The organism is Archaeoglobaceae archaeon (genome assembly GCA_038734275.1).
Taxonomy (GTDB): Archaea; Halobacteriota; Archaeoglobi; order Archaeoglobales; family Archaeoglobaceae; genus WYZ-LMO2.
Genome location: JAVYOO010000001.1, coordinates 153,636 through 176,998 on the forward strand (window position 1 = coordinate 153,636; position 23,363 = coordinate 176,998).

The window sequence follows — 23,363 nt, forward strand, 5'->3', positions numbered from 1 at the left end:
GATTGTTTCCCTCTCTTTTAAATTTCGATAACTTAAGCGACTGTAAAAATTTAGCAAAAGATAAATACTTCCACGTGAATTGAGCCTGGCACTGGGGGTGAAGAAAATTGGCTGAAGAAATTGTCAGACTTGAAGATGTTTCAAAAAAATTTGACGATAATTTTGTTCTCAAAAATATCAATCTGAGTATTAAAGAAGGAGAGACTCTTGGCGTTATTGGGGTGAGCGGTAGCGGAAAATCTGTTCTTATTCATCTTATTAGAGGATACAAGGACTATCAGCCAACACAAGGTAGGGTTATTTACATATTATCTGTATGTTATAATTGCTACTGGGTAGATCTGCCAAGTAAGAATGGCCAGAGTTGTCCGAGATGTGGAGGGAAGTTGAAAAAAGAGGAGATAGACATTTGGAAACTTGAAGACAAAGAACTCGCTTCTGCTATTAGAAAAAGAGTTGGAATTATGCTACAACGAACTTTTGCCCTTTTTAGCGAAAAATCTGCACTAGAAAACGTAATGGAGGCAATAATCAGCTCAGAAAGCGAGTCAAAAATGCCATTTGGCGCAACGAGGAGACTTGAAATAATTGAAAAGGCAGGGTATTCTAACAACGCTGTAAACAAAGCTATGGAATTTCTTAAAGCAGTAAATCTTGGACACAGACTTTTAACGATTGCAAGAGATCTCAGTGGTGGAGAAAAACAAAGGGTAATACTTGCAAGACAAATAGCCATAGACCCGGTTATATTGTTGGCAGACGAACCCACAGGGACTCTTGACCCTGAAAACACGAGAATCATACTCGAGGCATTAAGGAAATACATTAAGAATGCTAAAAAAACACTTATCCTGACTTCTCACATTCCTGAAGTCATACAAGAGCTTTCCGATAGAGTGGTCTGGCTTCAAAATGGTGAAATTATTGCAGAGGGAGAGCCAAAAGAGCTCATTCAGAAATTCCTTGCCCAGGTAAGTGTCGAGGAGCTTAAGCCTCAATTCAAATTGGAAGAGAGCATTCTTAAGCTAAAGGATGTTAGGAAATATTATTACTCTGTGAGCAGAGGAGTGGTTAAAGCTGTGGACGGCGTCTCTTTCGAAGTAAAAGAAGGTGAAATATTTGGAATTCTTGGTCCTAGCGGTTCAGGTAAAACAACGCTCTCCCGAATCATTGCAGGAATTGTAGATGTTACTGGTGGTGAAGTTTACGTTAGAATTGGCGATGAATGGGTAGACATGCGAACTCCTGGAATTACAGGCAGGGGTAGAGCAACTCCTTATATAGGTTTGTTGCATCAGGAATACAGTCTTTATCCTCACAGAACAGTGCTTGATAATCTTACAGATTGCATAAGCCTGGATTTACCATCTGAGTTTGCAAGAATAAGGGCTCTTGATATTCTTACCAACATTGGATTTAGGGAAGAAGAGGCGGAATCAATACTCGCAAAGTTTCCAGACGAACTTAGCGAGGGGCAGAGACATAGAGTAGCTCTGGCACAGGTGATGATTCGGGAGCCAAGAATTCTGATCTTGGATGAGCCTTCGGGAACAATGGATCCTCTTACAAAGGTTGAGGTTGCGAAGACACTCAATAGGGTTAGGAGGGACTTCAAGACAACCATAGTAATAATCTCCCATGATATGCAGTTCACAAAGCTGACATGCGATAGAGTTGCGATAATGCTTAATGGTAAGCTTGAGGGGATAGGTTCTCCTGAGGACATGATCAAGAGGCTAATTGATTTAGAGCTTAGATTTGCGGGAACTATTGAAGTTAGTTCAACAACAGAAGAAGAGGGCATGATAGAAAAGGCAGATAGGGGCGGTTGTGGAGTCGGTTAAGTTTGTGAAAATCCCTTTTTTGCAGCGATTTTGATTGACTCAATCAGATCGTTTTTTGGGATAATAGTAACAATTGGAACGCTCAGGATTTTCTCGAGAATTGGGCTCAATATTGGTGCACAAACAACCGATTTTGCACCATCTCTTTCTGCTTTAACTGCGGAAGCTACCGCTTCGTCAAATGAGTTTGCGGGATATTCCCTTACTTTTACCTTTTTGGCTCCAATCTCAACTTCATAGCTCGTTAATTGATTCAGGGCGGATCTGGAGGCTATAACAGCTATGAAGTCCTCAGACTCTTTCGAAATTTTCATTATTGTTTTTACAATTTTTCTCAACGTGGTCAAATTAGGCTCTCTATCGCCTGAAAGAAGCTTATAAAGAGTGCTTTGTGGAATTCCAGCTTCTTTAGCAAACTCCCTTATATTCATTTTTAATTTTTTCTTCACTATTTCCTCAAGCTTTTCCCCAAAATTTTCGCTCATGATAAGCGAAGATATCAGAGCATCCACATTCACGAATACACTCCTGGGTTACAAACTAAAAATTTTTCCTCTTTAGGAAAATTTTCTCTTTTATCCTTAAAATTTACACAAAAGGGAACATTGATTACTTAAATTAGCCTAAATAGGATAAACATATGGTTAAAATGGAAAAAGTTAAATTGACTTTTTCCGCTCTATTTAGAGGTGATGGAGATGAAGGCGGGGACTTATTTGCTGTTTGCAACAGTGGCCTTTCTGGCGTTATTTGCCTTTTGCCTAACTCAGGAGCAAAAGCCAGCTGAAACTAAATTACAGGAAATAAAGGTGAGTTATCAGCCAAGTTGGCATCATGTAGCTTTGTTTGTTATCGTTGAGAAGGGTTGGGACGAAAAAGTGCTCGGAGCAAAAATTAAAACAACCCCATTTCCATCTGGACCACCACAGATGGAAGCATTTGCTGCAGGTGAGCATACAGTAGCTTATGTTGGTGCTGCACCACCTCTTTCGTTGCTATCCAAAGGCTTTGATGCGAAAATCGTTGCGGTTGCAAACACAGAAGGTTCTTCACTAATTGCAATTATTCCTGAAGCAGAATACAGAGGTGCAAAGTCTCTCGAGGGAAAGAAAGTAATGACATTTCCACCAGGTTCAATTCAGCATACCATGCTCATGAAATGGCTAAAAGACAGTGGAGTCGAAATCTCAAAAGTGGAAGTTAAATCTGGAGGTCCTGAAGAAATAAGAGAGGCTCTAAAGGCTAAAGCAGTAGATTTTGGATTTGCTCCAGATCCAAGTGGTTATGTGGCAGAAATTGAGGGTTACGGAAAGATCGTGGCAACTTCACCAGAAATAGTGCCAAATCACCCATGCTGTGTTGTCTTAATGCGCGGGGACTTCATGAGGGAAAATAGAGAAGTTGCTGTAAAGTTTTTAGCTCTGCACATTGTTGCAAGTGAGTATGCGAAGGATCCAAAGAACAAGGAGGAAATAAAGAAAATACTTATAAAGTGGCTGAATGTAAATGAACGTGTTGCGGATACTTTCCCAGGGAGCACAAATCTGCAAACCGATCCGAGGAATAAAGAGTGGATAAAGGGTCTTGATATGCTTTGTGAAGCCCAATATGAACTCAAGATTACGAAGGACGCTTCTGGAAACCCTGCCAGAGTCACTCCAGAAAATGTTGTGGATCCAAGCCTTTACGAAGAGGCTTTGAAATTGGTGCCAAAGCTGAAAAATGAATTAGGGTTAAGTTGATGAGGGTCAAAGACTTTTTTATTTTCTTTTTCTCAATTGGGATTTTTTTGGTGCTTTGGGAAGCTTACTACTGGATCTTTATCAGCAACCCATTTGTCTTGGCTCCACCTTCTAAGGTTATTGTAACTTTTATCCAATTAACCCTTGGAGACCCGAAATTTGCGGATAGTGGATTTCAAATGCTTACAGACATGGCATACAGCATTTATCACTATGCTCTCGGATTTGCTTCCGCTATTATTGTTGGATTTTCCATTGGGCTTATTGCGGGGTGGTCCAAGACTGTGGAGAAACTAATTTATCCGATCGTAGAGCTTATTCGCCCGATACCACCCATAGCTTGGATTCCGATAGCCATATTGCTTCTCAAGCTAACACACACAGCTGCGGCATTCATAATCTTCATAGGGGCAGTATTTCCAATATTGCTTAACACCAAGTATGGTGTGTCTTCGGTGGAGAAAAAATACGTGGAAGCTGCTTTAACGCTTGGAGCTACGAAAACCAGCACAATGCTCAGAAAGGTGATTATTCCCGCTTCGATGCCAGCATTCTTCAATGGATTAAGAGTTGGTTCTGGGGTTGCATGGATGTGTGTTGTTGCAGCAGAGCTCTTTGGTGTCTCGCAATTTGGTTTGGGCTACAAAATACAGCTTGCAAGACTTTACCATTCCCCTGATGTCGTGATTTCCTATATGCTTGCCATAGGGATTATCGGCTTAATACTCGACAGAATTTACAGACTTGCAGAAGATCGGTTGCTGAGTTGGAGGAGGGGATTCGTGGTTGAGTGAGATCTTGCTACAGATCAAAAACATAAGGAAATGGTTCAACAGTCAGGAAAAAAAGCTATTGGTGATAGACGGAGTTAGCTTTGATGTTAAAGAAGGTGAGTTTATAAGCATTCTTGGCCCAAGTGGATGTGGGAAAACTACTTTACTTAGGATCATTGCTGGATTGGAAAAGCAGGATGAGGGAGAAATTCTGCTTCGGGGAAAAAGTATCACGGGCCCGGGACAGGATCGTGCAATGGTTTTTCAGGATTATGCTTTATTCCCATGGAGAACAGTTCTTGGAAATATCTTGTTTGGACTTGAAATAAGAAAAACTCCAAAGAAAGAGGCTTTAGAAAAAGCTAAGAAATTCATAAAGTTGGTAGGGCTTGAAGGCTTTGAGAACTCATATCCGCATGAGCTTTCTGGTGGTATGAGGCAAAGAGTCGCTCTTGCAAGAGCCCTTGTCTGTGAACCAGACATACTGCTTATGGATGAGCCTTTAAGTGCTCTCGACGCACAAACAAGGAACCTGATGCAAACAGAGCTTGTTAGAATATGGCAGGAAACAAAAAAGACGATTATTTATGTAACCCATAACATCGAGGAGGCAGTATACATGGCGGACAGAATAGCTGTGCTTTCAAAAAGACCAGCAAAACTTCTCGACTTAGTTGATGTAGACATTGAAAGACCGCGTGACAGATTTTCGAAGGAATTTATTAATCTAAGGGCAAGAATTTTCAAGCTAATTCAGGGTTAATTTAGACTAAATCAGAAATCTTTTATTTCTATGCGATTAGCCATTCCATGCGCCCTCTAACTAATTGCAAAACTCTTGTTGTAGACATGACCCATGGGGGAAAAGTGATATGCGAAGAATTGATCAAAAGAGACTGTGAGGTTTATGCTTTTGATAATCACAGGACTTTGAAAAAAGATGAAGTTGAAAAATTGATCTCGATCGGAGTTAAGGTTTTTTCTGAAGAAAAAGAACTAAATGTAGAGGATTTTGACGTCATTGTTGTTCAGCATGCTGATCCTGAAATGAGGATTTTTAAAACCGCACTCGAGCTTGGAATTCCTGTTATTAGCCATGCAAGAACTGTCGGGATAATACTTTCAGAGTTGAAGGGCTCAGTTAGGATTATTGAAATAACTGGGACGAATGGGAAAACCACAACTGCGAACATGCTCTCAAAAATATTATCCGATTCCGGAAAAACCGTTCTAATCCACGACAGTCTAAGCACGAGGATTGTTAACAGTTCAGGAGAGAAATCACTCGCAAAAGGTCTTAGTATAACCCCGGCAAATGCTTTGAGAGCTTACAGAATTGCTCAGGAATTTGATTTTGACAGCGCTATCTTTGAAATATCCCTTGGAGGGACTGGAGCGGGGGACATAGGAATTCTAACAGGGATTTATGAAAATTACAGAGCATCTTTTTTTAGAAATGCGTTTAACAGCAAACTGCAAATGGCTATAAACATGAAAAACGGAATCCTTGTGTTGAACGGGGATAACCTGACAAGAAAATTTTCTCACGCATTTTTTGGCCCATCCAATATTTATGGTATCGAAAGAGGACAAGAGGTTAGGGTGGAAAAGCTCGGTGATAAAGTAGAAGGTGTGATAGATGGTCTTTCAACAATCTCTGGTAAAAAAATAACTTCATCTTTTGAATTTAGACTTCAAGATTCTCTTTTTGGTAGATTTCATATACTCAACGCTCTCGCTGCTTTAACTGCGGCAGCTTCTTTGGAGTTAGAAATTGATGAGGTATGCAAGTCTTTAATGGGGTTTAAAGGAGTAAAGGGAAGAGCAATTGTAGAAAGGGCTGAGAGGGGAATTTTGGTAGATTGTTCCAATAGAGGTATTAATGCGCCAGCGATATTGACAGCAGTAGAGCAAGCCCTATCTCAACGAGGCAAATATTTTGATGCGTTAGTTGTTGTTCTTTCTGGATCTGAAAAGGCAACTTGCGAAATAATAGACACAAATAGGCTATCAAATGAGCTAAAAAGTAGAAAAATTGATTTGATCTTGCTTTGTGGAGCCTTGGGGAAGAAGCTTATAGAACTTGGGGTCAATGGCCTTTTCTTTGAAAAATTAAGTAAAAATGAGGTAGAAAAGCTTTCAGCAAGGTTTAATAATCCCATAATCTTATTTTTCAGTAATGAAGCTTAAAAGCCTACCATATGCAGTCCATCCGAGGCCAAATCCGATAGCTGCGGCTCTCTACACACTCAGAGACCTTAATTGCAGGCACATAATCTTGCATGGGCCTTCAGGATGCAATTTCAGGGCTTTGAGATTGCTTGAAAGAGATGGAGTAAAGATCTTTACAACATCAATGAACGATTTCGATGTCGTGCTCGGGGGAAAGCAGAAACTTTTAGAAGTGCTTGATGCGGTTTACAGCGATTTTAAGCCAGAGATAATCGGCGTTGTAGGAACTTGTTGCACGACAATCATAGGCGAAGACATCGAAGCAGAGGTGTCTGAAGCAGGAATACCGGCGAAGGTTGTTTGTGCAAACGTTTCAGGATGCGGGGATAACACTGAAGGGGCGATAAGGGTGGTTGAATCCGCATTTAAGCTTGGTATAATAGACAAAGAGGAACTTGAAAGGCAAATTAGAATCCTTAAAATGGCGAGCAAAGTCGAAAAAGAACGTGGTGTTGCTATTCCCGGATATATTGCTCCCACTTCAGGTGATGAAGTAAAAGAGGTTGCTGGTGAGATCCTTGAAAAACTAAGGGAAGGTTTGCTCGTCATACTTAACGCAAAAAAAGAAACAGCATACCTATATGCGGACATTATTCTTGCAATCAACAGTGCCAGAAAAAGGTTTGGAGGAGAATTTGGCGTGATAGCAAATCTTGAAGACAGCAGAGGGTTGCCAAAGGTAAGAGAGGATGCGAAGAATATTCTAAAACAACTAAACGAAAATGGTGTAGAGATTGACTATTTCAGCGGATCTCTCGATGAATACGCATACTCCGCAGACAAAGCGCTTGAATTAGCAGATAGCTTTGATTATACTTCGGCAATTGTTCTCGGAATACCCCAAGCTTTAAAACCAACAAAATTTGAATATTCAGTCGGTGTATCTTCTGGAGAGAGAACAATGACAAGGCTTAGAGAACTGGGATATAAAAGAACTGTCAATGAGGAGGGCGCTCACATAAACGTTCTTGGCAAGAGAGAGATTGTGCAATCTCATTTGGGAAATGCAATAAGAGCATTATGCGGATCCCTAGAATAGTAATCTCGGCTTCAAACAGCAGCAGTGGAAAAACAATGTTAACATGCGGAATCTCAAGAGCACTCAGGAAGAGGGGTTACAAAGTTCAGACTTTTAAAGTAGGGCCAGACTTTATAGATCCCCAGTATCTAAGTCTTGCTTCTGGCAGAAAGGCTGTAAATCTTGATTCTTGGCTAATGAGCGAGGAAGCGATTTTGAGAGACTTTGAGAAATACTGTAATGAGGCAGATATAGCAATAATAGAGGGTGTGAGAAGTTTATACGATTCTTCGGATCCTTTGAGTCTGAAAGGTAGCACTTATTCTGTGGCGAATATACTGAAAGCTCCAATATTGCTCACGATAGACATTCGGGGATTAAACATGGGTTCAGCAGCAATTGCAAAAGGTTTCGTCTCGCTTTTTAATGCCAACATTAAAGGAGTTATATTGAACTCAGCAAGAAGTGAAAGTCATGAGTTAAAGGCAAAAAAAGCAGTCGAAGAGCTAGCAAAGATAAAGGTTTTGGGTGTCATTCCAAGAAAAAAGGAGCTCGAAATCGGAATGAGGCATCTTGGACTTATTACGGTTAAAGAAATCGAAAAAGAAGTTGAAAATAGGATAGAAAAGTGGTCTGAAGTTGTAGAGGAGAAATTGGAACTTGAAGAACTTTTAAGAATAGCTGAAGAAGCTGAAGAATTATCAGAAGTCGATGAAGAAGCTAAGAATGAGGAATTTGATGTAAATGTGGCAATTGCATTTGATAAGTGCTTTAACTTCTATTATGCGCAGAATCTGAACTATCTGAAATCTTTTGGAGCGAATCTGAAGTTTTTTAGTCCTCTCGAGAGCGAGTCATTTGAAGACATCGACGGCTTCATGATTGGTGGCGGGTATCCCGAGATATACGGAGGAGAGTTTAACAAAGCAACTATGAGGTCTTTAAAAAAGAAAATAGAAGATGAATGTCCATGTTATGCGGAATGTGGAGGACTTATGTTTTTGTGTAGTAGAATCATTGCCTATGGGAGAGAATTTGAAGGAGTGGGTTTAGTCTCCGCAGATGTGGTTTTGGACGTTTCAAAAAGATTTCTGGGTTACACTCGAGCAAAAGTTTTACGGGATAATGTAGTCTCACTTAAAAACGACACGATTCTTGGTCATGAGTTTCATTATTCCTACCTTGATCCGGCAGAGGATTTGAAATACGCTTATGAACTTGAAAGAGGTTATGGGATAGATGGAAAAAGAGATGGCATCATCCTACACAACTGTCTTGCGAGCTACATGCATGTGCTGTTTTCCGACCCAAGAATGCCTCGAAGATTCTTGGAAATGTGTAAGAATTATAAAAGAAAATGAATTAAATCAACCCAAGAATGCTCTCCTTTCTGAAATCGAAGAAGGTCTTTTGATCTCCTTTATAAGCCAATTTTACGACTCTGCTTGAGTCAACTTCTCCAACAACTCCAGCATTTAAACCATGTGATCTAAATACCTCTATGACCTCTTCAGGACGATCAGAAGTCACACAAAAACCACATGCAGGATAACTTTTCAGCCACTGAATTATTTCAACGTTTTCTGGTTTTGGGATTCTCTCTACATCGATCACGGCACCTTTTTTGCTAACTTCCAACATCATTGCAATAGTGCCAATTATTCCCGCATTGCTGAGATCTTTACCCGCATTTACGAGCTTTTTTTCTGCGAGATAAACCATCGATTCAAGCTGTCTTCTTATTGTCTTAGCATCTTTTTTCGTGGAATCAAAGTTGTAAATCAGCTTTCTGTGTGGTTCTCCAATAGTATCAACAGCCACAATAATACTGTCTCCTTCTTTTGCAGTATTTGATTTGATCAGTGTTCCTTTTTTCGCAAAACCGATCATTGCAACTTCTACAGAATTAGATGGTGCGTCAGGATGAACGTGTCCCTTTAAAATTTTGATGTCATACTTCTTTGCTGCATCAAACATCCCTTTCTTTATTTTGTCCAAGCAAGCGGGATCTCTAACTGAGAGCACATTGACTGCATACTTTGCTCTTGCGCCCATTGCGTATACATCGTGCACGTTCACGAGGATCGAGATGAATCCGCCCCAGTAGAGGTCTTCTTCGAGAACTCTATGCCAGATACCGTCAACTGTAAATACAATTTCCCAGTCATCGAGAGTGAAATAACCAGCATCTTCTCCAAAGAATTCATCAACGAGCTCAGCAAGCTTTCCTGCAAATTTTTTTCTCGTTAATCCTGGCCAATTTCTTACTTCAGAGATTATTTGATCGAGATTTGGTGTTGCCATTGGCTTAAATTCTGGTTTAGCTTAAAAAGGTTTTTGGAAAAATCTCGGTTTCATGGATATTTGGTGCAGTTTAAAATTGAAATCTCGGTGTTAATGACTTGTTAAAATTTAAAACTGAAATAAAATTACAATAATCCCGATTTTACATGAAAGTCTATTTAAAGGCTGGAAAAAATGAGAAAATATTTAAACTTGTGTGCATTTTTAGAAATGCAGTAAGAGTTGTGAAATCGAAAAAAAGGGGGTGGATTTATGAAATATAAGGACAAAATAGACCTTTATGACGACAAAGGGAAATTGCTTGAATCGGGAGTGCCACTCGAAGCGATTAGCCCCTTGCTGAACCCTGCCATAGAAGGGATCATTAAGACAGTGCAGAGATCCGTAGCGGTGAACTTGCAGGGAATTCAGAAGGCCTTGGAAACTGGAGCGGTAGGTGGAGAGAAGTGCATAATCCCTGGGAAGTCTTTGAAGCTTGATGTTGTTGGCAATGCTGGAGCAATTGCAGACAAGATAAAGAGCATATTGCAGGTTAAGAAAGACGACGATACCGAAGTGCAGATCCTTGACGAGGGCAGAAGTCTCCTTGTGAAAGTTCCAACAATAAGAGTTCTGAAAGCAGTCGAATATACTGCACCAATTACAGCAACCGCAGCTGCCGTGACTGAAGCAATCATCGACATATTCAAGGTAGACATGTTCGATGCACCAATGGTAAAGGCAGCAGTCTGGGGCAGGTATCCGCAAACAATGGATCTGATGGGTGCAAATGTGCAGTCTTTGCTTTCCGTGCCCCAGCAGAATGAAGGCTTGGGGTATGCATTGAGAAATGTGCCAGTTTCGTATATAGCGACAATTGCAAGAAAGAATGCAATGAATGCAGCAAGCTTGGCATCGATCTTTGAACAGACCGCAATGATCGAGATGGGCGATGCGATTGGCTCCTTTGAGAGATTGCATCTCCTTGGACTTGCCTATCAGGGATTAAACGCTAACAATCTCGTATACGAGCTTGTTAAGGCAAATGGAAAGAATGGATCAGTTGGAACTGTTGTTGCAAGCCTTGTAGAGAGAGCTGTTGAAGATAAGGTCATTAAGCCCAATGGCAAGGGTGCATCTGGCTACGTGACTTATACTACCGATGATATCGCCTTGTGGAATGCTTATGCTGCAGCTGGATTCCTTGCAGCGACAATGGTGAACTGCGGTGCCCAGAGAGCAATGCAAAGCATATCTGGTGTTACGATCTACTACAACGATCTGCTTGAGAGGCAAACCGGATTGCCGTCCGTGGACTTTGGTAGGGCACTTGGTTTGGGTGTCGAGTTCTCGTTCTTCAGCCACTCGATCTATGGTGGTGGAAGCCCAGTAGTGTTCCATGGCAACCACATAGTTACGAGGCACAGCAAGGGATTCGTTGCTCCTGCAATCGCAGCTGCAATAGCATTAGATGCTGGAACAGTCTACTACAGCCCGGACAGAATCGCTGGTATCATTGGACGTGTCTTCAGCACAATCCCAGCGCTAAGGGAGCCAATAGTGCACGTCGCAAAGGGTGCTGCGGAGGTTAAGAAGACGGTGTAACTATCATGCAACCCTCTCCCAAGGAAGAGGTAGAAATATTTCCTTACAGACTTTTGGGGACAAAAACAGCTGAAACTCTGCTCAGTAAAATTTCCGAAATAGAAGAAGTTGAAGGTGTGCTCATTCAGGGTCCAAGAGTAAAAAGCGATGTAAAAGAAAAAATTGTAATTAAAGGCGAAGAGATGGAGCTATCTGTGGCAATAAGTAGACTAATACTTCGCGCGAAAGATCCTGACAAAGTTGTAGATAAACTCAATGAAATCTGCAAGAATTTGCTTCCTTTCGGGTATTCAATAAGAATAGGCAAATTCACAAAGGATCAGCCCACACTACATGACTACAAGATGGCATACATAATGCAGATGAGAGAAAGCAGAGAGGATGAAGAATGAAAATCGGCAGACAGACGCAGTTTGTTGATTGCAGAGAGGCGATGGGGATCGGTTTAGGAGGCGGATTGGCTCAGCGCGGAACAATTTCAGAGGGTTACTGTGGTGAAAAGAAATCCGATGTGATCGTTATATCGATGTCTCCTTCCACAAGACACGTAACAAAGCCTGTTTGCGAGATCACGGCTGGATTAAGAAGGGAGGGAATAAATCCCAGTGTTCTCGTGCTCGATGCAGGCTCAAGTGCCCCTCCAGGAGCTTCAGCGTCGAGAGGGGGATATGGTTCACATTTCGGGTTAAAAATCGAGGAAATCGACAGGATTTCGAAGCATAAATTGGCAATAATCCATCTGGGAAATGTCAAGCATCATGTTGTCGGAAAGGCGAAAGCAATACTGAGGTATGTTCCAATTAAGGCTGTCGTTGTGTGCCAGTGTCCCGTAACCTTTGAAGATTTCGCGAAAGCGGGTGTGAAGACGCGAGTCATTAGCCCTGAAAAACCCGAAACCTTGGGAGAGGTTGTTGAGATAGTTACCGACGTTGTTAGGGGGCAAAATTGCCCGCCAAAAAAAATCGATGAGATTTGTATGAAAGTTAAGTCGCATTTAGAGGTGAATGTATGAGCGAGATAAAAGTTAAGGCTGGAAAGTATAAGCCCGCATATCCGGGGCAAACAATCGTTGCGGAGAACAGAAGAAAATATTTGGACCCCGGATACGAGCTTAAAAAACTGAGATCGATCTCTGACGAGGACGTCGTGAGACTTCTTGGGCATAGGGTGCCGGGAGAAGCTTATAAGTCTGTGCATCCACCACTTGAAGAACTTGGTGAACCCGCTTGCCCAATTAGGGAGCTTGTAGAGCCAACTCCTGGAGCGAAGGCGGGAGACAGAATCAGATACATTCAGTTCACGGACTCCGTCTACTTTGCACCGCTTGCTCCATACGTGAGGAGCTGGATGGCCTTCTGGAGATACAGAGGCGTTGATCCCGGAACACTCTCAGGCAGAGCCCCACTTGAAATGAGAGAACGCGATCTCGAGCTTGTTGCAAAGGAATTGCTTGAAACTGAAGTATTCGATCCAGCAAGAGTTGGAGTTAGAGGCGCTACAGTCCATGGCCATTCGCTCAGACTTGATGAGAATGGATTGATGTTTGATGCACTCAGAAGGTATACCTTTGACAAGAATACTGGCGAAGTGGTCTACGTTAAAGACCAGGTTGGAGTCCCATTGGAGACTCCAGTAAGGGTAGGAAAGCCATTGCCAGAAGAGGAGTTAAAGAAGATGACAACGATCTACAGAGTGGACGGAGTTTCAACCAGAAATGATCCAGAACTGCTCAACTGGGTAAAGAGGATCCACTTGCTGAGAACTTTTGCGGGATTTAAGCTTGAAAAAGCTGAAAAGGTGTGAGGTGATTTAGATGGCTGAAAAGAAGTTGTTTATTGATGCTCTGAAAAAGAAATTCAAGGAAGAACCAACTGAGAAGCACACAAGATTTTACATCTACGATGGCTGGAAGCAGTCCGCAAGAAAGAGGGAATTTGTAGAGTGGGCTCAAAAAATTGCAAAAGAGAGGGGAATTCCTGGTTATAATCCAGAAATGCATCTTGGCGGAATTCCTGTGGGGCAAAGAGTTTTGATGCCCTATAAGATCTCAAGCACTGATGTATACTGTGAAGGCGACGATCTGCACTACATAAACAATGCTGCGATGCAGCAGGCCTGGGATGATATAAGGAGAACTGTGATCGTCGGTCTCGATGCCCCACATGCCTTGCTTGAAAAGAGATTGGGTAAGGAAGTAACTCCCGAAACGATTAACCAGTATCTCGAAGTTGTTAACCATGCATTGCCCGGAGGTGCGGTTGTTCAGGAGCACATGGTCGAAATTCATCCTGCACTTGTTTCTGACTCATACGTGAAGGTATTCACTGGCAATGACGAGCTTGCGGATCAAATCGACAAGAAATTCCTGATCGACATCAATAAGCTTTTCCCAGCTGAACAGGCTGAGGCTTTGAAGAAGGCAATTGGCAAGTCTTTGTATCAGGTAACGAGAGTGCCAATCATCGTTGGCAGAGCTGCTGATGGAGGCACAATCTCGAGATGGTCTGCGATGCAGATCAGCATGGCAATGATAGCATCTTACAAGTTGATGGCTGGTGAAGCTGCGATTGCTGAGTTCGCATATGCTGCAAAGCATGCCGAAGTTATTCAGATGTCTTCTCTGACACCATGGAGGAGGGCAAGAGGTCCAAATGAGCCTGGTGGACTACCATTTGGCTACTTGGCAGACATAGTGCAGACAAACAGAAAGTATCCCGACGATCCAGTTAGAGTTGCTCTCGAAACTCTCGCAATCGGTTCAGTGATCTTTGATCAGCTCTGGTTCGGAATATACATGTCTGGAGGCGTAGGATTCACCCAGTATGCAACAGCCGTTTATACAGATGATATCCTCGACGACTTCTGCTACTACATCGCGGACTATGTAAAGAAGAAATTTGGAGGATTTGCAAAAGCTCCAAGGACGATGGACACAATCTTGGATGTTGCAACCGAAGCTACGCTCTATGGACTTGAACAGTATGAGAGATTCCCAGCTCTCATGGAGACACACTTCGGTGGTTCGCAGAGAGCTTCAGTTCTTGCAGCAGCATCTGGCGTTGGAGCTGCAATCGCAACTGGAGATGCTCAAGCGGGAGTTAATGGCTGGTATCTGTCAATGATCTTGCATAAGGAGCACATGGGCAGACTTGGCTTCTACGGCTACGATGCCCAGGATCAGATGGGTGCTTCAAACAGCTTCTCATACAGAAGCGACGAGGGCTTGCCATTGGAGCTTAGAGGTCCGAACTATCCAAACTATGCAATGAACGTTGGGCACACCGGAGAATATGCAGGTATCGTCGCAGCTGCTCACGCAGCCTGCAGGCATGCATGGTGCGTGAATCCACTGGTTAAGGTTGCATTCGCAGATCCTTCGCTGAAGTTCGACTGGACTGAGCCGAGGAAGATGATTGCAAAGGGTGCTCTGAGAGAGTTCATGCCAGACGGCGAGAGAGATGCGGTAATTCCACCGCACTAAATTTTTTATACTTTTTTAAAACCCGTTTTGTGCAAAAAAGTGAACTGCTAAATGCATTAAAAAAGGAAGCTTTGGCAATTTCTTACCTCGATCTTGTCCTTGGAAAGAAGTACTTGGAAGAGGAGTTCAAATTTGTTCCCGACAGTTATAGAAAGCCTTGGTTAGACGAGATATTTAGATACTTTGCAGAAAATCTCTATGAGCTCATAAGAATTGCTGAGGTTGAGGGGGAAATTGACCAGGACAAATACAGAAAATTGATGGAAAGGCTTAACAAATCTCCAGAAAATGAATACGAAAAGGCATTTCTGAAAGTCTCAAGGGTTGTTGTGCCGTATCTTATATTCATTGCACAAAAGCCTGTGCATTCACCGAATATAATTTTTCCAGGGGGATTAAGGATTAAGCAGATTGGAAATAAATACTACTGCCCTGCAAAAGAAAAGCAAGAAAACCCCTACTCTTTCTGTGAGTTCTGTGTTTGTGAAAAGCTCGAAGAGGGGTAAAATTTCTCAAAAATTGCAATCAAATCCTCGTCTTCAAGCCCTGAAATTTTCGCAGATGGTTCATTCTTTAGGATTCTTTCGGCAACATTTTGGAAGATTTCCGCTTCTTTAGAATTCCCTTGGAGCTGAAATACGGTTTTTCCTGCAATTTCACACTCTTTGAGCCTTCTAAGATAAGGAATGACTCCTATTATCTTCGTTCCTACAGCTTTGGCAAATTCTTCGACTATTCTGCTCTCAAAATCCAGATCGAACTTTGAATTCAGAATTATACCCCCAAATTTGGCTCCCGCATTTTTTGTGCCATTGCAGATGTTGTTTGCTGCGTAAAGCGAGAGATATTCGCCAGAAGTCACAACGTAGACTTCGCTTCCACGCTTCATTGGCACAACAAAGCCCCCGCACACAACATCTCCGGGCACATCGTAGATCACGATTTCAGCATCTCTTATAACTCCAAGCCTGTCGATGAGCTCGAAAGCCAAAAGAAGCCCTCTACCCGCACAACCCACACCCGGCTCCGGACCGCCAATCTCTAAGCACAGGACATCTGCGTAGCCTTTTTCGAAACATTGCTCAACCGCTTCATTATTTTTTAAAGCCTGCAGAACTGGTTTCACCCTTTTGTTTCCAGTCAAAAGCAGAGTGGTGTCTCTTTTTGGATCACAGCCAATAAGGGCTACCCTATAGCCCTTGAGACCCCAATAGACCGCAAGATGACTTGCAACAGTTGACTTGCCTATTCCTCCTTTTCCATAGATTGCGATGTTTCTCTGCACATCTTCGCTTTCTTAGCTAATTTTTAAACTTATCGAAGTCAGAAAAAGGATTAAGCATGAAAAATGGTAAGAATGACAAAGTTTTTAACTTCCAAAATAAATACTGAGTATGGCAGTTATCATCGGGGGTGTAAGAACTCCCGTAGGCAGATTTGGTGGAATTCTAAAGGACTTCCAAGCCTACGAACTGGGAGCAATTGCGATTAAGGGTTTGCTGAAGAAGCTCGGAATTAAACCAGTTCCAACAAAAGAATCGGTTGAGTTCTATCCGAATAAGCTTCCAAAGGGCAGAATAGAGCTTGAAAAGGCGTTCGATTACGATGGAATCGAAGTGGCTATAGACGAGGTAATTATGGGGAACGTTTTGCAAGCATCACAAGGGCAGAATCCTGCAAGGCAGGCAATGATCTACGCTGGAGTTCCAAAGGAAGTGCCCGCTTTTACTGTGAACAAGGTGTGTGCGAGCGGTCTTAAAGCGATCGCTTTGGCTTCACAGAGCGTCGACTCTGGAAATGCGAAGTTTGTTATCGCTGGCGGAATGGAAAGCATGAGCAACGCTCCTTACGCTTTGCGAAAGGCTCGGTGGGGCTACAGGATGTCTGTAAATGCTGTTGATGAGATCCTTGATCTGATGGTATTCGACGGTCTCTGGGAGAAGTTCTATGGCTACCACATGGGCTTCACCGCTGAGAACATCGCTGAGCTTTATGAAATAAGCAGGGAAGAACAGGACAGACTTGCCTACGAAAGCCACATGAGGGCGGTGAAGGCAATAGATGAAGGTAAGTTTAAGGATGAAATAGTCCCTGTTGAGATCAAGCAAAAGAAAGAAGTAATCAGGCACGAGATCGATGAGCATCCGAGGAGGGACACGAGCATTGAGAAACTCGCAACTCTTCCACCAGTTTTCAAGAAAAATGGAACTGTAACAGCGGGAAATGCAAGTGGTGTGAACGACGGGGCTTCAGCTTTGCTTATAGCTGAGGAGAAGTCCGCAAAAGCTCTTGGACTTGAGCCAAAGGCAAGAATCGTTGCCTATGCCTCAGCTGCGATTGATCCCGCATATATGGGTCTTGGACCGATTGTTGCGGTGCGAAAAGTCCTTGCAAAGGCAAACATGAAGCTAAGTGATATCGGGCTTGTAGAGCTTAATGAAGCCTTTGCAGCACAGGCTTTGGCTTGCATAAAGGAGCTCGAGCTCGACTGGGGTATAACGAATGTGAATGGAAGCGGGATCTCCTTAGGGCATCCGATCGGCGCAACTGGGGCGAGAATCGTTACAACTCTGATCAACGAAATGCAACGCAGAGCGGTTGACTACGGATTGGCAACGCTTTGCGTTGGCGGTGGAATGGGAATGGCAATGATTCTCGAAAGAATTTAATTTTAGAATTTTTCTTCTGGATTCTCCAAGCTTTCGTGGACAATTGTTATGGGTGGAGAGAAGGATTAAAGAACTGAGAGAGAAGGATGGATAACATGGAAGACATAAGAAAGCTCATGGAAGAACAGGATAAAAGGATAAAGGAGCGGATGGGCAAAATTAAGCATAAAATTGCGGTGATAAGTGGCAAGGGCGGTGTTGGAAAAAGCACGGTAACTGTTAACCTTGCAATGGCTTTTGCAATGAAAGGCTACTCAGTAGGAATTCTTGATGCAGATGTTCACGGACCAAGCGTGCCGAAGATGCTCGGGCTTAAAGGAAGAAGACTTCAGGTTTCTGAAAAAGGTGAGATCATTCCAGTTCTTGGACCGATGAACATCAAGGTCGTTTCGATGGACTTTTTGCTACCCGCAGATGAGGCGCCAGTTGTCTGGAGAGGTCCGCTAAAGATGTCCGCAATAAGACAGCTACTTGGCGAAGTTGACTGGGGAGAACTGGATTATCTGCTTATCGATCTACCACCGGGCACTGGAGATGAGCCATTGAGCATTGCACAGCTTTTGCCTGACATGGATGGAGTTATAATAGTGACAATTCCATCAGAAGTTTCAGAGCAAGTCGTTAAGAAATCCGTGAAGTTTGCAGAGCTTCTAAAGATGCGGATTATTGGAATAGTTGAGAACATGAGCTATCTGAGCTGTCCGAAATGCGGAGAACGGATTGAAGTTTTTAATGGTGGAGCGGGTAAAAGAATTGCTAAAAGCTTCGGAATTCCATTGCTTGGCGAAATACCGATGGATCCGAAAATAGCGAAGGAAGCAGACAGCGGAATGCCTTTCGTTGTTGACTTTAGCTCCAAGACTGCGAAGGCGTTTGAAGAGATCGTCAGTAGGATTGAGAAAGCTCTTGGTAGAGTAGTATAAGTGATGTGTGTTCAGTTCAAAAGTTTTTATGCTTTAACTTTAAATGAAAAAGTCGATAAATACTGAAAAATTTGTTTTGTTAATTTTTTCTAAAAATTAGAAAAGTTAATAAACCACATTTATTTAAGAAATAATAAGGGGAGAGGTGGTAGCATTGAAATTTGCACCTCTATTTAAACATGTAAATAAGCCCTTATCAATGTCTTTTTCGAAATCTCTGCGAATTTTGGTTTTATTATATTTTCTCTTAGGTGTTACAGGTGTTACAAGCGCTCAGTGGGGATCCGATGTTGTTGAGCGTTATCGAATTCCATTAGACCTTAGCACAGAAGTTGTGGACACTGTAAGTTACCAAGGTCAAGATTATCAGGTTATCAAATTTAATAATCTTCTTCCATTTGCAAGCGGTCTCGAGATAATTTCTTTAAATGGAGAACTGGTGGAGGATTCAAAACTTGCAAGAGCAATTCTAACTCAAGTTGCATGGAAAAATGCTGCCTTGCTACTCTCACCCTCTGACATTGACACCCTAAATGAGATTTTGAGCACATCAAGAAGAATAAACAGTGCTGTTACCCCTGTTTCTTCAGTAACAAACTCCATTGTCAATTTTATAGATACCTTAAAAAGTTATTGTGTGGATACACTTTTGATTGGTAAAAAATGCGCTTGGGACGTTATAAAGTCCTCTTATCCAGAAATCTCAACATTTGAAAAAGCTATTGTATCTTTGAACAGCGAGCTGAACGCGTGGAAAAAGGCATCGGCTGACGTTGAGACTTCACTTCCGAGAGTTATAAGTAGTATTGAAACTCTGAGAGCAGGAGGTGAATTGTCCCCCGAATTGCAGGCAGACATTCGAAAAAGTTTGAGTGCATTTAGCGAACTTAAAACTAAAACCGAGGAGACTTCGAAAAAACTTTCTAGCTTAATAGACTTATTGTCAAAAGCTGAGAATTCGGTTAGATCTGCTTCTGATGTTCCAGTTCTTGGTAGTATAATTTCTGAATTTGCAAATCGTATTGCAAATCTAAACGACTATCTAAAATCGCTCAAAGGTCAGGCTTTATCTTTTTCTAGAGAGCTCTCTGAACAAAGCTCCAAGCTATCCAAAGTTACTAATTATGCCAATAAGATGTCCAATGAACTCTACTCTTCTTGGTATTCTAGAAAAAATGCCCCTATGCTGGTTTACATAACCCTGTGTGGGCTAATTGTTGCGATAGCGTTTGTGTTTGGTTTTAGCGTTTACAAAAAGGGGAGACATGAGAGGATCAAAACTAAGAAGTTTGAAGAAATAGAGCATAGAGAATTTGAAAAGGCACAAATCAACCTTCGTGACATTATTGGAGCACTAATAGCAATAATTGGGGTATTACTACTCATTCATTCACTCGTCAAAGTGAATGAGGTCTTTCTTCAAGAAGCAAAAAAAACTTGGCCCAAATTTTTTGCTTTCGTTTTTATGTTTGGTATTAGTAGCTATTTAACAAACAAAGGAGTTAGCCTTATAAGTCGGGAGAGGATTAAAGTTCAGCATAAGAGAGAGGTCAGAAAGGAGCAAAGAGTGATTGGGGGGATATTCCTCGTTTCTGGACTTTTTATACTTATCTTATCATATTTGAGAGCTGAGAACATAATTAATTCAGATTTTTCTAACACAATAGACTTTGCTGACTTCTTTTTTACCAATATCCTGGTTTTTATTCTAATGCTTGCGATAGGAGGTTATCTAACTAGTAAAGGGGTCAGTTTAGTGGATTATCCAGAGCTATGTGGTCTTTTGACAATCCCTATAGGGGTGGTGATACTCATTCTCTCCTTTAATACAGCAAATAATATTTTAAGTTCTGAGTTTGATCCAGAAGTGTATTTAATTTTGATTAAAATGCTCTTTATCTTCTTTATGGTTCTCATTGGTAGTTATCTTACTGGGAAAGGGATTCAGGAAATATTAAAAATTTAATTAATTTATTTAATCTAATGTAATGTATTTTTTAAGGAATCATCCTTTTGATGAAGTAGGTATTTATTTCAGCAGACTTTTTAAATTTAAAAAGATTAAAGTTACATGGGTAAGACTATCGCAGGCAAATCTTTAGCTATACAAACAAGAAGTTCAAACTACTCCAAAGGCTTTAATGATCGAAGAACGCAACAAAAACCTTCAATCTAGCAATAACTAATGAAAAATCCTTAATTGCAATCTCAATGAGATCTAATGGCCTTCAATCTCGAATTTATGGATTTTAGAACTTTCATCTTTTGCATTTGGAATTCAAAAGTCTTACTTTGAACAATAATGCGGGGGGAGGGATTCGAACCCTCGAACCCCTACGGGATGAGATCTTGAGTCTCACGCCTTTGGCCACTCGGCAACCCCCGCTTGAGATAAGTTATACATTCGTTTTATCTGCTTTTTGGTTTGGAGGCTTTGAAGATGACTTATCGAAATTTCAGATTTGAAAAGATTTGCAAAAAAGAAGAGCTAAGAGGTTGTGTTAATTTTTGTAAATTGCGATTAGACGTCTTCAGTGAATCTGAAAAGCTACATAGATGCAAAAAGCGGATTTTAAGGTTTAAAAATGCTTATAAAGACTTTTCCACTTTTTACCGAAAACTATATATAGTTTTGGTAGCAAATACCAATAGATGGTTCCGAGTTTCGGAGACTTTCAGAAATTCTGGGAAGATGCACTGAAATGGCAAAGAGAATTCATCGAGTCTCTCTCTTCAGCTATAAAACTCATTTCAGGATTTAGCATAATGAGCAAAGATATCGCGGTTTTCAGGGCTAAGATTCAGGCTGGCGGAAGAATTTCGATTCCTGAAGCGGAAAAAATCGCTCTCAGGCTTCAGGATGGAGATGTTGTAAAGGTAATTATCGTAAAAGAAGGAGGTGAAAAGTATGGAAATGAAGGAGTTAATGGAAGCGGGTAGGGGTTTCTACAAGATGGGTTTCGGAATTGCAAAGACAACGCTGGATTTGCTAAAGGTGAGCATGGACAACTACGTGAGCATGTATGAGTTCTATCTTCGACAATTTCTGCCAGGAGAGAGCTTTGAAAGTGTGAAGAAGGCAATCCAGCTTTACATGGACTCTCAGGCGAAGGTTTTCGACAACTTCAAGAAGCTTCTGGATCAGCTTGAGAAGCAACAGGACGAAATTTACAACAAGATGCTCGAAGTTGCCCCGAAGGAGGAGAAGAAGAAGCAGTAAATTTTTTATTTTTTTATTAAACCTTTTTTGTGGCATCCTACATTGTGATTCTCTACAATCACTGTAGGCAGAGAATTGAAGTTGGCAAGCTCGGCTTTTTTGATTTCGAGCCCGGATACTACTACTACGTCGGCAGTGCGGAGAGAATCAGCAGAGTCAGGAGACATTTTGGCAAGAAGACGAAGAAATGGCATATAGACTACATATCAGAAGTCTTCGAAGTCATTGGAGCAATCCTTGTTAACCTTGAAGAGTGTGAGCTTGCTAAAAAGGTTAAATTGTTCCCGATTAAGAGATTCGGGTGCTCCGATTGTGACTGCTATTCCCACCTTTTTTATTCCAAAAATTTGACAATCGAATACTTGTTCACGTGAACCTCAATGCCCTTCTTTCCTTCTTTGGCGTATCCGTTGTATATTTCGATTTTCATTCCAATTTCTGCTTTGTAATAAATCTCTTTGTCCCATACCATAACTCTAACCCTTCCACTGTCGTCTGAGACATAGAGCTCGTTAGCGAGCTCTGGATCCCCAATCCCACTGACTCTGCCTTTTATATTAACCCTCCCGGGAGTTATTTCCGCAATCTTTGTAAACTCCTGTCCATTCGGAGAATACTTTGCAAGTTCTTCAGCAGTTTCATCATCTAATAACTCTCCAAATCTTTCCCTGATCTCCTTGAGCCTATCCATAATACCACCATAGCCAAAACGTCGAAATTAGCCCAAGAAGGAGCATTAAAATTCCAATTCTTTCCCTCATTTTACCCACTCTTTAAGTTCTTCTGGAGCTGAAGCGAAGAGTCTCAGGCATTCGTATTCCATGAAGTGAAGTGTCCTTGCGAGCACAACTATTGAGTGTAGCGGTTCTCCAAAGTCAAATTCGGGCAGTTTTTTCAGGCAATCGCACTTCACGACCGCATTTTCGCTTCCCGCTCTTGCAATGCCTACAGCAAAGTGCTCTTCAAAGCTTTTTTCAAAACTTAAAATTCTATTCACAGCTTCTTTTATCGTCATTGGAGGATTTAAGTCAAGAAAAAGCAAAGTGTGAGCTTCTATACTTAGATTTGCCTTTATCGTGTCTATAAAAGCTCTGGATTTTTGCCAGCTTATCGTAGCTGATTTGCCAAATCGATAATTCTGCAGCCCAGTAAGCGAGCAAACAGCATTAATAATGCTTGCATTGTTTATGATTCTCGTTTTAACTCCCGCTTTCTTTGCTTCGAGCACGAGCGAGATATGCGTTGTGGCAATTGTCGGATCACCAGGCACGAGGATCGCAATATCTTTTTGCTTAGCTTTCTCAATTATTAACCCACTTTTCTCCTCTAAATCGCTTCTCTTGGCTTCCTTTATCTCCTTACCAAAAAATCTCTGCAGTTCTTCGAGCGAAGAAGAAATTTTTGAAGTGTAACTGTCTATATAGACTTCTTCCGCAGTTCTTACTGCTTCGTAGCCACGGAATGTAACGTCTTTGTAATCGCAAAGTCCTAAGCCAATTAGAGTTAGCATAAATCCAGTCTTAATGCTAATGTTAAACTTTACGCATTCAGAGCTCATGAGAAAGTTTTTATA

24 protein-coding genes and 1 tRNA gene are annotated in these 23,363 nt (G+C 41.6%); 19 read left to right on the plus strand and 6 right to left on the minus strand.

Annotated elements, in window-relative coordinates:
• Positions 1-107: 107 nt before the first annotated feature.
• The gene (gene atwA, locus QXI54_00815) at positions 108-1,844 is read left to right on the plus strand and encodes a methyl coenzyme M reductase system, component A2 (GenBank protein ID MEM0301695.1); all 1,737 of its coding nucleotides are present in this window, start codon (positions 108-110) and stop codon (positions 1,842-1,844) included.
• On the opposite strand, the gene QXI54_00820 is transcribed toward atwA, so the two are convergent.
• Complete coding sequence (locus QXI54_00820; protein ID MEM0301696.1) at positions 1,841-2,362, minus strand: helix-turn-helix domain-containing protein; 522 nt, start codon at positions 2,360-2,362, stop codon at positions 1,841-1,843. The two genes, atwA and QXI54_00820, sit on opposite strands and share 4 nt — an antisense overlap.
• 174 nt (positions 2,363-2,536) lie before the next feature.
• On the opposite strand from QXI54_00820, the gene QXI54_00825 reads away from it, so the two are divergent.
• Genes QXI54_00825 through QXI54_00850 form a run of 6 tightly spaced genes read left to right on the plus strand, consistent with a single transcriptional unit; the run spans position 2,537 to position 8,970 of the window.
• Complete coding sequence (locus QXI54_00825) at positions 2,537-3,586, plus strand: ABC transporter substrate-binding protein (protein MEM0301697.1); 1,050 nt, start codon at positions 2,537-2,539, stop codon at positions 3,584-3,586.
• A gap of 50 nt (positions 3,587-3,636) precedes the next feature.
• On the plus strand, positions 3,637-4,380 hold the full coding sequence (locus tag QXI54_00830) for an ABC transporter permease (protein ID MEM0301698.1): 744 nt from the start codon (positions 3,637-3,639) through the stop codon (positions 4,378-4,380).
• A complete protein-coding gene (locus QXI54_00835) occupies positions 4,373-5,122 on the plus strand; it encodes an ABC transporter ATP-binding protein (protein ID MEM0301699.1) in 750 nt (249 codons plus the stop codon). The genes QXI54_00830 and QXI54_00835 overlap by 8 nt, the downstream gene beginning before the upstream one ends.
• A 47-nt stretch (positions 5,123-5,169) precedes the next feature.
• Positions 5,170-6,549, plus strand: a complete 1,380-nt coding sequence (gene cfbE / locus QXI54_00840; protein ID MEM0301700.1) for a coenzyme F430 synthase — start codon at positions 5,170-5,172, stop codon at positions 6,547-6,549.
• Positions 6,539-7,630, plus strand: a complete 1,092-nt coding sequence (gene cfbD / locus QXI54_00845; GenBank protein ID MEM0301701.1) for a Ni-sirohydrochlorin a,c-diamide reductive cyclase catalytic subunit — start codon at positions 6,539-6,541, stop codon at positions 7,628-7,630. Before cfbE ends, cfbD begins: the two co-directional genes overlap by 11 nt.
• Entirely contained in the window at positions 7,612-8,970 is a 1,359-nt protein-coding gene (locus QXI54_00850; protein MEM0301702.1) for a cobyrinate a,c-diamide synthase, read from the plus strand. The genes cfbD and QXI54_00850 overlap by 19 nt, the downstream gene beginning before the upstream one ends.
• Position 8,971: 1 nt before the next feature.
• Here the strand turns inward: QXI54_00850 and QXI54_00855 are convergent, their stop codons facing one another.
• Complete coding sequence (locus tag QXI54_00855) at positions 8,972-9,913, minus strand: AIR synthase-related protein (GenBank protein MEM0301703.1); 942 nt, start codon at positions 9,911-9,913, stop codon at positions 8,972-8,974.
• Between the two features lie 252 nt (positions 9,914-10,165).
• On the opposite strand from QXI54_00855, the gene mcrB reads away from it, so the two are divergent.
• Genes mcrB through QXI54_00885 form a run of 6 tightly spaced genes read left to right on the plus strand, consistent with a single transcriptional unit; the run spans position 10,166 to position 15,484 of the window.
• Positions 10,166-11,497 carry a coenzyme-B sulfoethylthiotransferase subunit beta gene (mcrB, locus tag QXI54_00860; GenBank protein ID MEM0301704.1) on the plus strand — a complete coding sequence of 444 codons (1,332 nt, stop codon included), beginning with the start codon at positions 10,166-10,168 and terminating at the stop codon, positions 11,495-11,497.
• Positions 11,498-11,502: 5 nt separating this feature from the next.
• Complete coding sequence (locus QXI54_00865; GenBank protein MEM0301705.1) at positions 11,503-11,889, plus strand: methyl-coenzyme M reductase operon protein D; 387 nt, start codon at positions 11,503-11,505, stop codon at positions 11,887-11,889.
• Positions 11,886-12,509, plus strand: a complete 624-nt coding sequence (mcrC, locus tag QXI54_00870) for a methyl-coenzyme M reductase I operon protein C (GenBank protein ID MEM0301706.1) — start codon at positions 11,886-11,888, stop codon at positions 12,507-12,509. Before QXI54_00865 ends, mcrC begins: the two co-directional genes overlap by 4 nt.
• On the plus strand, positions 12,506-13,300 hold the full coding sequence (gene mcrG / locus QXI54_00875; GenBank protein ID MEM0301707.1) for a coenzyme-B sulfoethylthiotransferase subunit gamma: 795 nt from the start codon (positions 12,506-12,508) through the stop codon (positions 13,298-13,300). Before mcrC ends, mcrG begins: the two co-directional genes overlap by 4 nt.
• Before the next feature lie 10 nt (positions 13,301-13,310).
• Positions 13,311-14,978, plus strand: coding sequence for a coenzyme-B sulfoethylthiotransferase subunit alpha (gene mcrA, locus QXI54_00880; GenBank protein ID MEM0301708.1), 1,668 nt, complete (start codon positions 13,311-13,313; stop codon positions 14,976-14,978).
• A 29-nt stretch (positions 14,979-15,007) separates the two neighbouring features.
• Positions 15,008-15,484, plus strand: a complete 477-nt coding sequence (locus QXI54_00885) for a DUF2115 family protein (protein ID MEM0301709.1) — start codon at positions 15,008-15,010, stop codon at positions 15,482-15,484.
• Here the strand turns inward: QXI54_00885 and QXI54_00890 are convergent.
• Positions 15,436-16,263 (minus strand): hypothetical protein, encoded by an 828-nt coding sequence (locus tag QXI54_00890; GenBank protein ID MEM0301710.1) that lies wholly within the window; start codon positions 16,261-16,263, stop codon positions 15,436-15,438. The two genes, QXI54_00885 and QXI54_00890, sit on opposite strands and share 49 nt — an antisense overlap.
• Positions 16,264-16,372: 109 nt before the next feature.
• On the opposite strand from QXI54_00890, the gene QXI54_00895 reads away from it, so the two are divergent.
• The 3 genes from QXI54_00895 to QXI54_00905 all read left to right on the plus strand — a co-directional run bounded on the left by QXI54_00895 (position 16,373) and on the right by QXI54_00905 (position 20,536).
• The gene (locus tag QXI54_00895) at positions 16,373-17,647 is read left to right on the plus strand and encodes an acetyl-CoA C-acetyltransferase (protein MEM0301711.1); all 1,275 of its coding nucleotides are present in this window, start codon (positions 16,373-16,375) and stop codon (positions 17,645-17,647) included.
• A 95-nt stretch (positions 17,648-17,742) separates the two neighbouring features.
• Positions 17,743-18,570 (plus strand): Mrp/NBP35 family ATP-binding protein, encoded by an 828-nt coding sequence (locus QXI54_00900; GenBank protein ID MEM0301712.1) that lies wholly within the window; start codon positions 17,743-17,745, stop codon positions 18,568-18,570.
• Between the two features lie 145 nt (positions 18,571-18,715).
• Positions 18,716-20,536: a hypothetical protein gene (locus QXI54_00905; protein MEM0301713.1), complete on the plus strand. Its 1,821-nt coding sequence runs from the start codon at positions 18,716-18,718 to the stop codon at positions 20,534-20,536.
• Positions 20,537-20,873: 337 nt separating this feature from the next.
• Here the strand turns inward: QXI54_00905 and QXI54_00910 are convergent.
• Positions 20,874-20,956 (minus strand) — tRNA-Leu (locus tag QXI54_00910).
• 266 nt (positions 20,957-21,222) lie between these two features.
• Between QXI54_00910 and QXI54_00915 the strand changes: the two genes are divergently transcribed.
• From QXI54_00915 to QXI54_00925, 3 genes are read left to right on the plus strand one after another with little or no spacing between them, the layout of a single operon-like run.
• Positions 21,223-21,510 (plus strand): hypothetical protein, encoded by a 288-nt coding sequence (locus QXI54_00915; GenBank protein ID MEM0301714.1) that lies wholly within the window; start codon positions 21,223-21,225, stop codon positions 21,508-21,510.
• Complete coding sequence (locus QXI54_00920; protein ID MEM0301715.1) at positions 21,479-21,790, plus strand: hypothetical protein; 312 nt, start codon at positions 21,479-21,481, stop codon at positions 21,788-21,790. The genes QXI54_00915 and QXI54_00920 overlap by 32 nt, the downstream gene beginning before the upstream one ends.
• 29 nt (positions 21,791-21,819) lie before the next feature.
• Positions 21,820-22,164: a GIY-YIG nuclease family protein gene (locus QXI54_00925; protein MEM0301716.1), complete on the plus strand. Its 345-nt coding sequence runs from the start codon at positions 21,820-21,822 to the stop codon at positions 22,162-22,164.
• Here QXI54_00925 and QXI54_00930 read toward each other — a convergent pair.
• Positions 22,125-22,481 carry an OB-fold nucleic acid binding domain-containing protein gene (locus QXI54_00930; GenBank protein MEM0301717.1) on the minus strand — a complete coding sequence of 119 codons (357 nt, stop codon included), beginning with the start codon at positions 22,479-22,481 and terminating at the stop codon, positions 22,125-22,127. The two genes, QXI54_00925 and QXI54_00930, sit on opposite strands and share 40 nt — an antisense overlap.
• Before the next feature lie 66 nt (positions 22,482-22,547).
• A complete protein-coding gene (gene dph5, locus QXI54_00935; protein MEM0301718.1) occupies positions 22,548-23,300 on the minus strand; it encodes a diphthine synthase in 753 nt (250 codons plus the stop codon).
• Between the last annotated feature and the right edge of the window lie 63 nt (positions 23,301-23,363).

Bases quoted from the DNA above. Each gene is read 5' to 3' on its own strand.
- QXI54_00825 (MEM0301697.1), top strand. From the start codon at position 2,537: ATGGAGATGAAGGCGGGGACTTATTTGCTGTTTGCAACAGTGGCCTTT.
- cfbE (MEM0301700.1), top strand. From the start codon at position 5,170: ATGCGCCCTCTAACTAATTGCAAAACTCTTGTTGTAGACATGACCCAT.
- cfbD (MEM0301701.1), top strand. From the start codon at position 6,539: ATGAAGCTTAAAAGCCTACCATATGCAGTCCATCCGAGGCCAAATCCG.
- QXI54_00850 (MEM0301702.1), top strand. From the start codon at position 7,612: ATGCGGATCCCTAGAATAGTAATCTCGGCTTCAAACAGCAGCAGTGGA.
- QXI54_00855 (MEM0301703.1), bottom strand. From the start codon at position 9,913: ATGGCAACACCAAATCTCGATCAAATAATCTCTGAAGTAAGAAATTGG.
- mcrB (MEM0301704.1), top strand. From the start codon at position 10,166: ATGAAATATAAGGACAAAATAGACCTTTATGACGACAAAGGGAAATTG.
- QXI54_00865 (MEM0301705.1), top strand. From the start codon at position 11,503: ATGCAACCCTCTCCCAAGGAAGAGGTAGAAATATTTCCTTACAGACTT.
- mcrC (MEM0301706.1), top strand. From the start codon at position 11,886: ATGAAAATCGGCAGACAGACGCAGTTTGTTGATTGCAGAGAGGCGATG.
- mcrG (MEM0301707.1), top strand. From the start codon at position 12,506: ATGAGCGAGATAAAAGTTAAGGCTGGAAAGTATAAGCCCGCATATCCG.
- mcrA (MEM0301708.1), top strand. From the start codon at position 13,311: ATGGCTGAAAAGAAGTTGTTTATTGATGCTCTGAAAAAGAAATTCAAG.
- QXI54_00895 (MEM0301711.1), top strand. From the start codon at position 16,373: ATGGCAGTTATCATCGGGGGTGTAAGAACTCCCGTAGGCAGATTTGGT.
- QXI54_00900 (MEM0301712.1), top strand. From the start codon at position 17,743: ATGGAAGACATAAGAAAGCTCATGGAAGAACAGGATAAAAGGATAAAG.
- QXI54_00915 (MEM0301714.1), top strand. From the start codon at position 21,223: ATGGTTCCGAGTTTCGGAGACTTTCAGAAATTCTGGGAAGATGCACTG.
- QXI54_00920 (MEM0301715.1), top strand. From the start codon at position 21,479: ATGGAAATGAAGGAGTTAATGGAAGCGGGTAGGGGTTTCTACAAGATG.
- QXI54_00930 (MEM0301717.1), bottom strand. From the start codon at position 22,481: ATGGATAGGCTCAAGGAGATCAGGGAAAGATTTGGAGAGTTATTAGAT.
- dph5 (MEM0301718.1), bottom strand. From the start codon at position 23,300: ATGCTAACTCTAATTGGCTTAGGACTTTGCGATTACAAAGACGTTACA.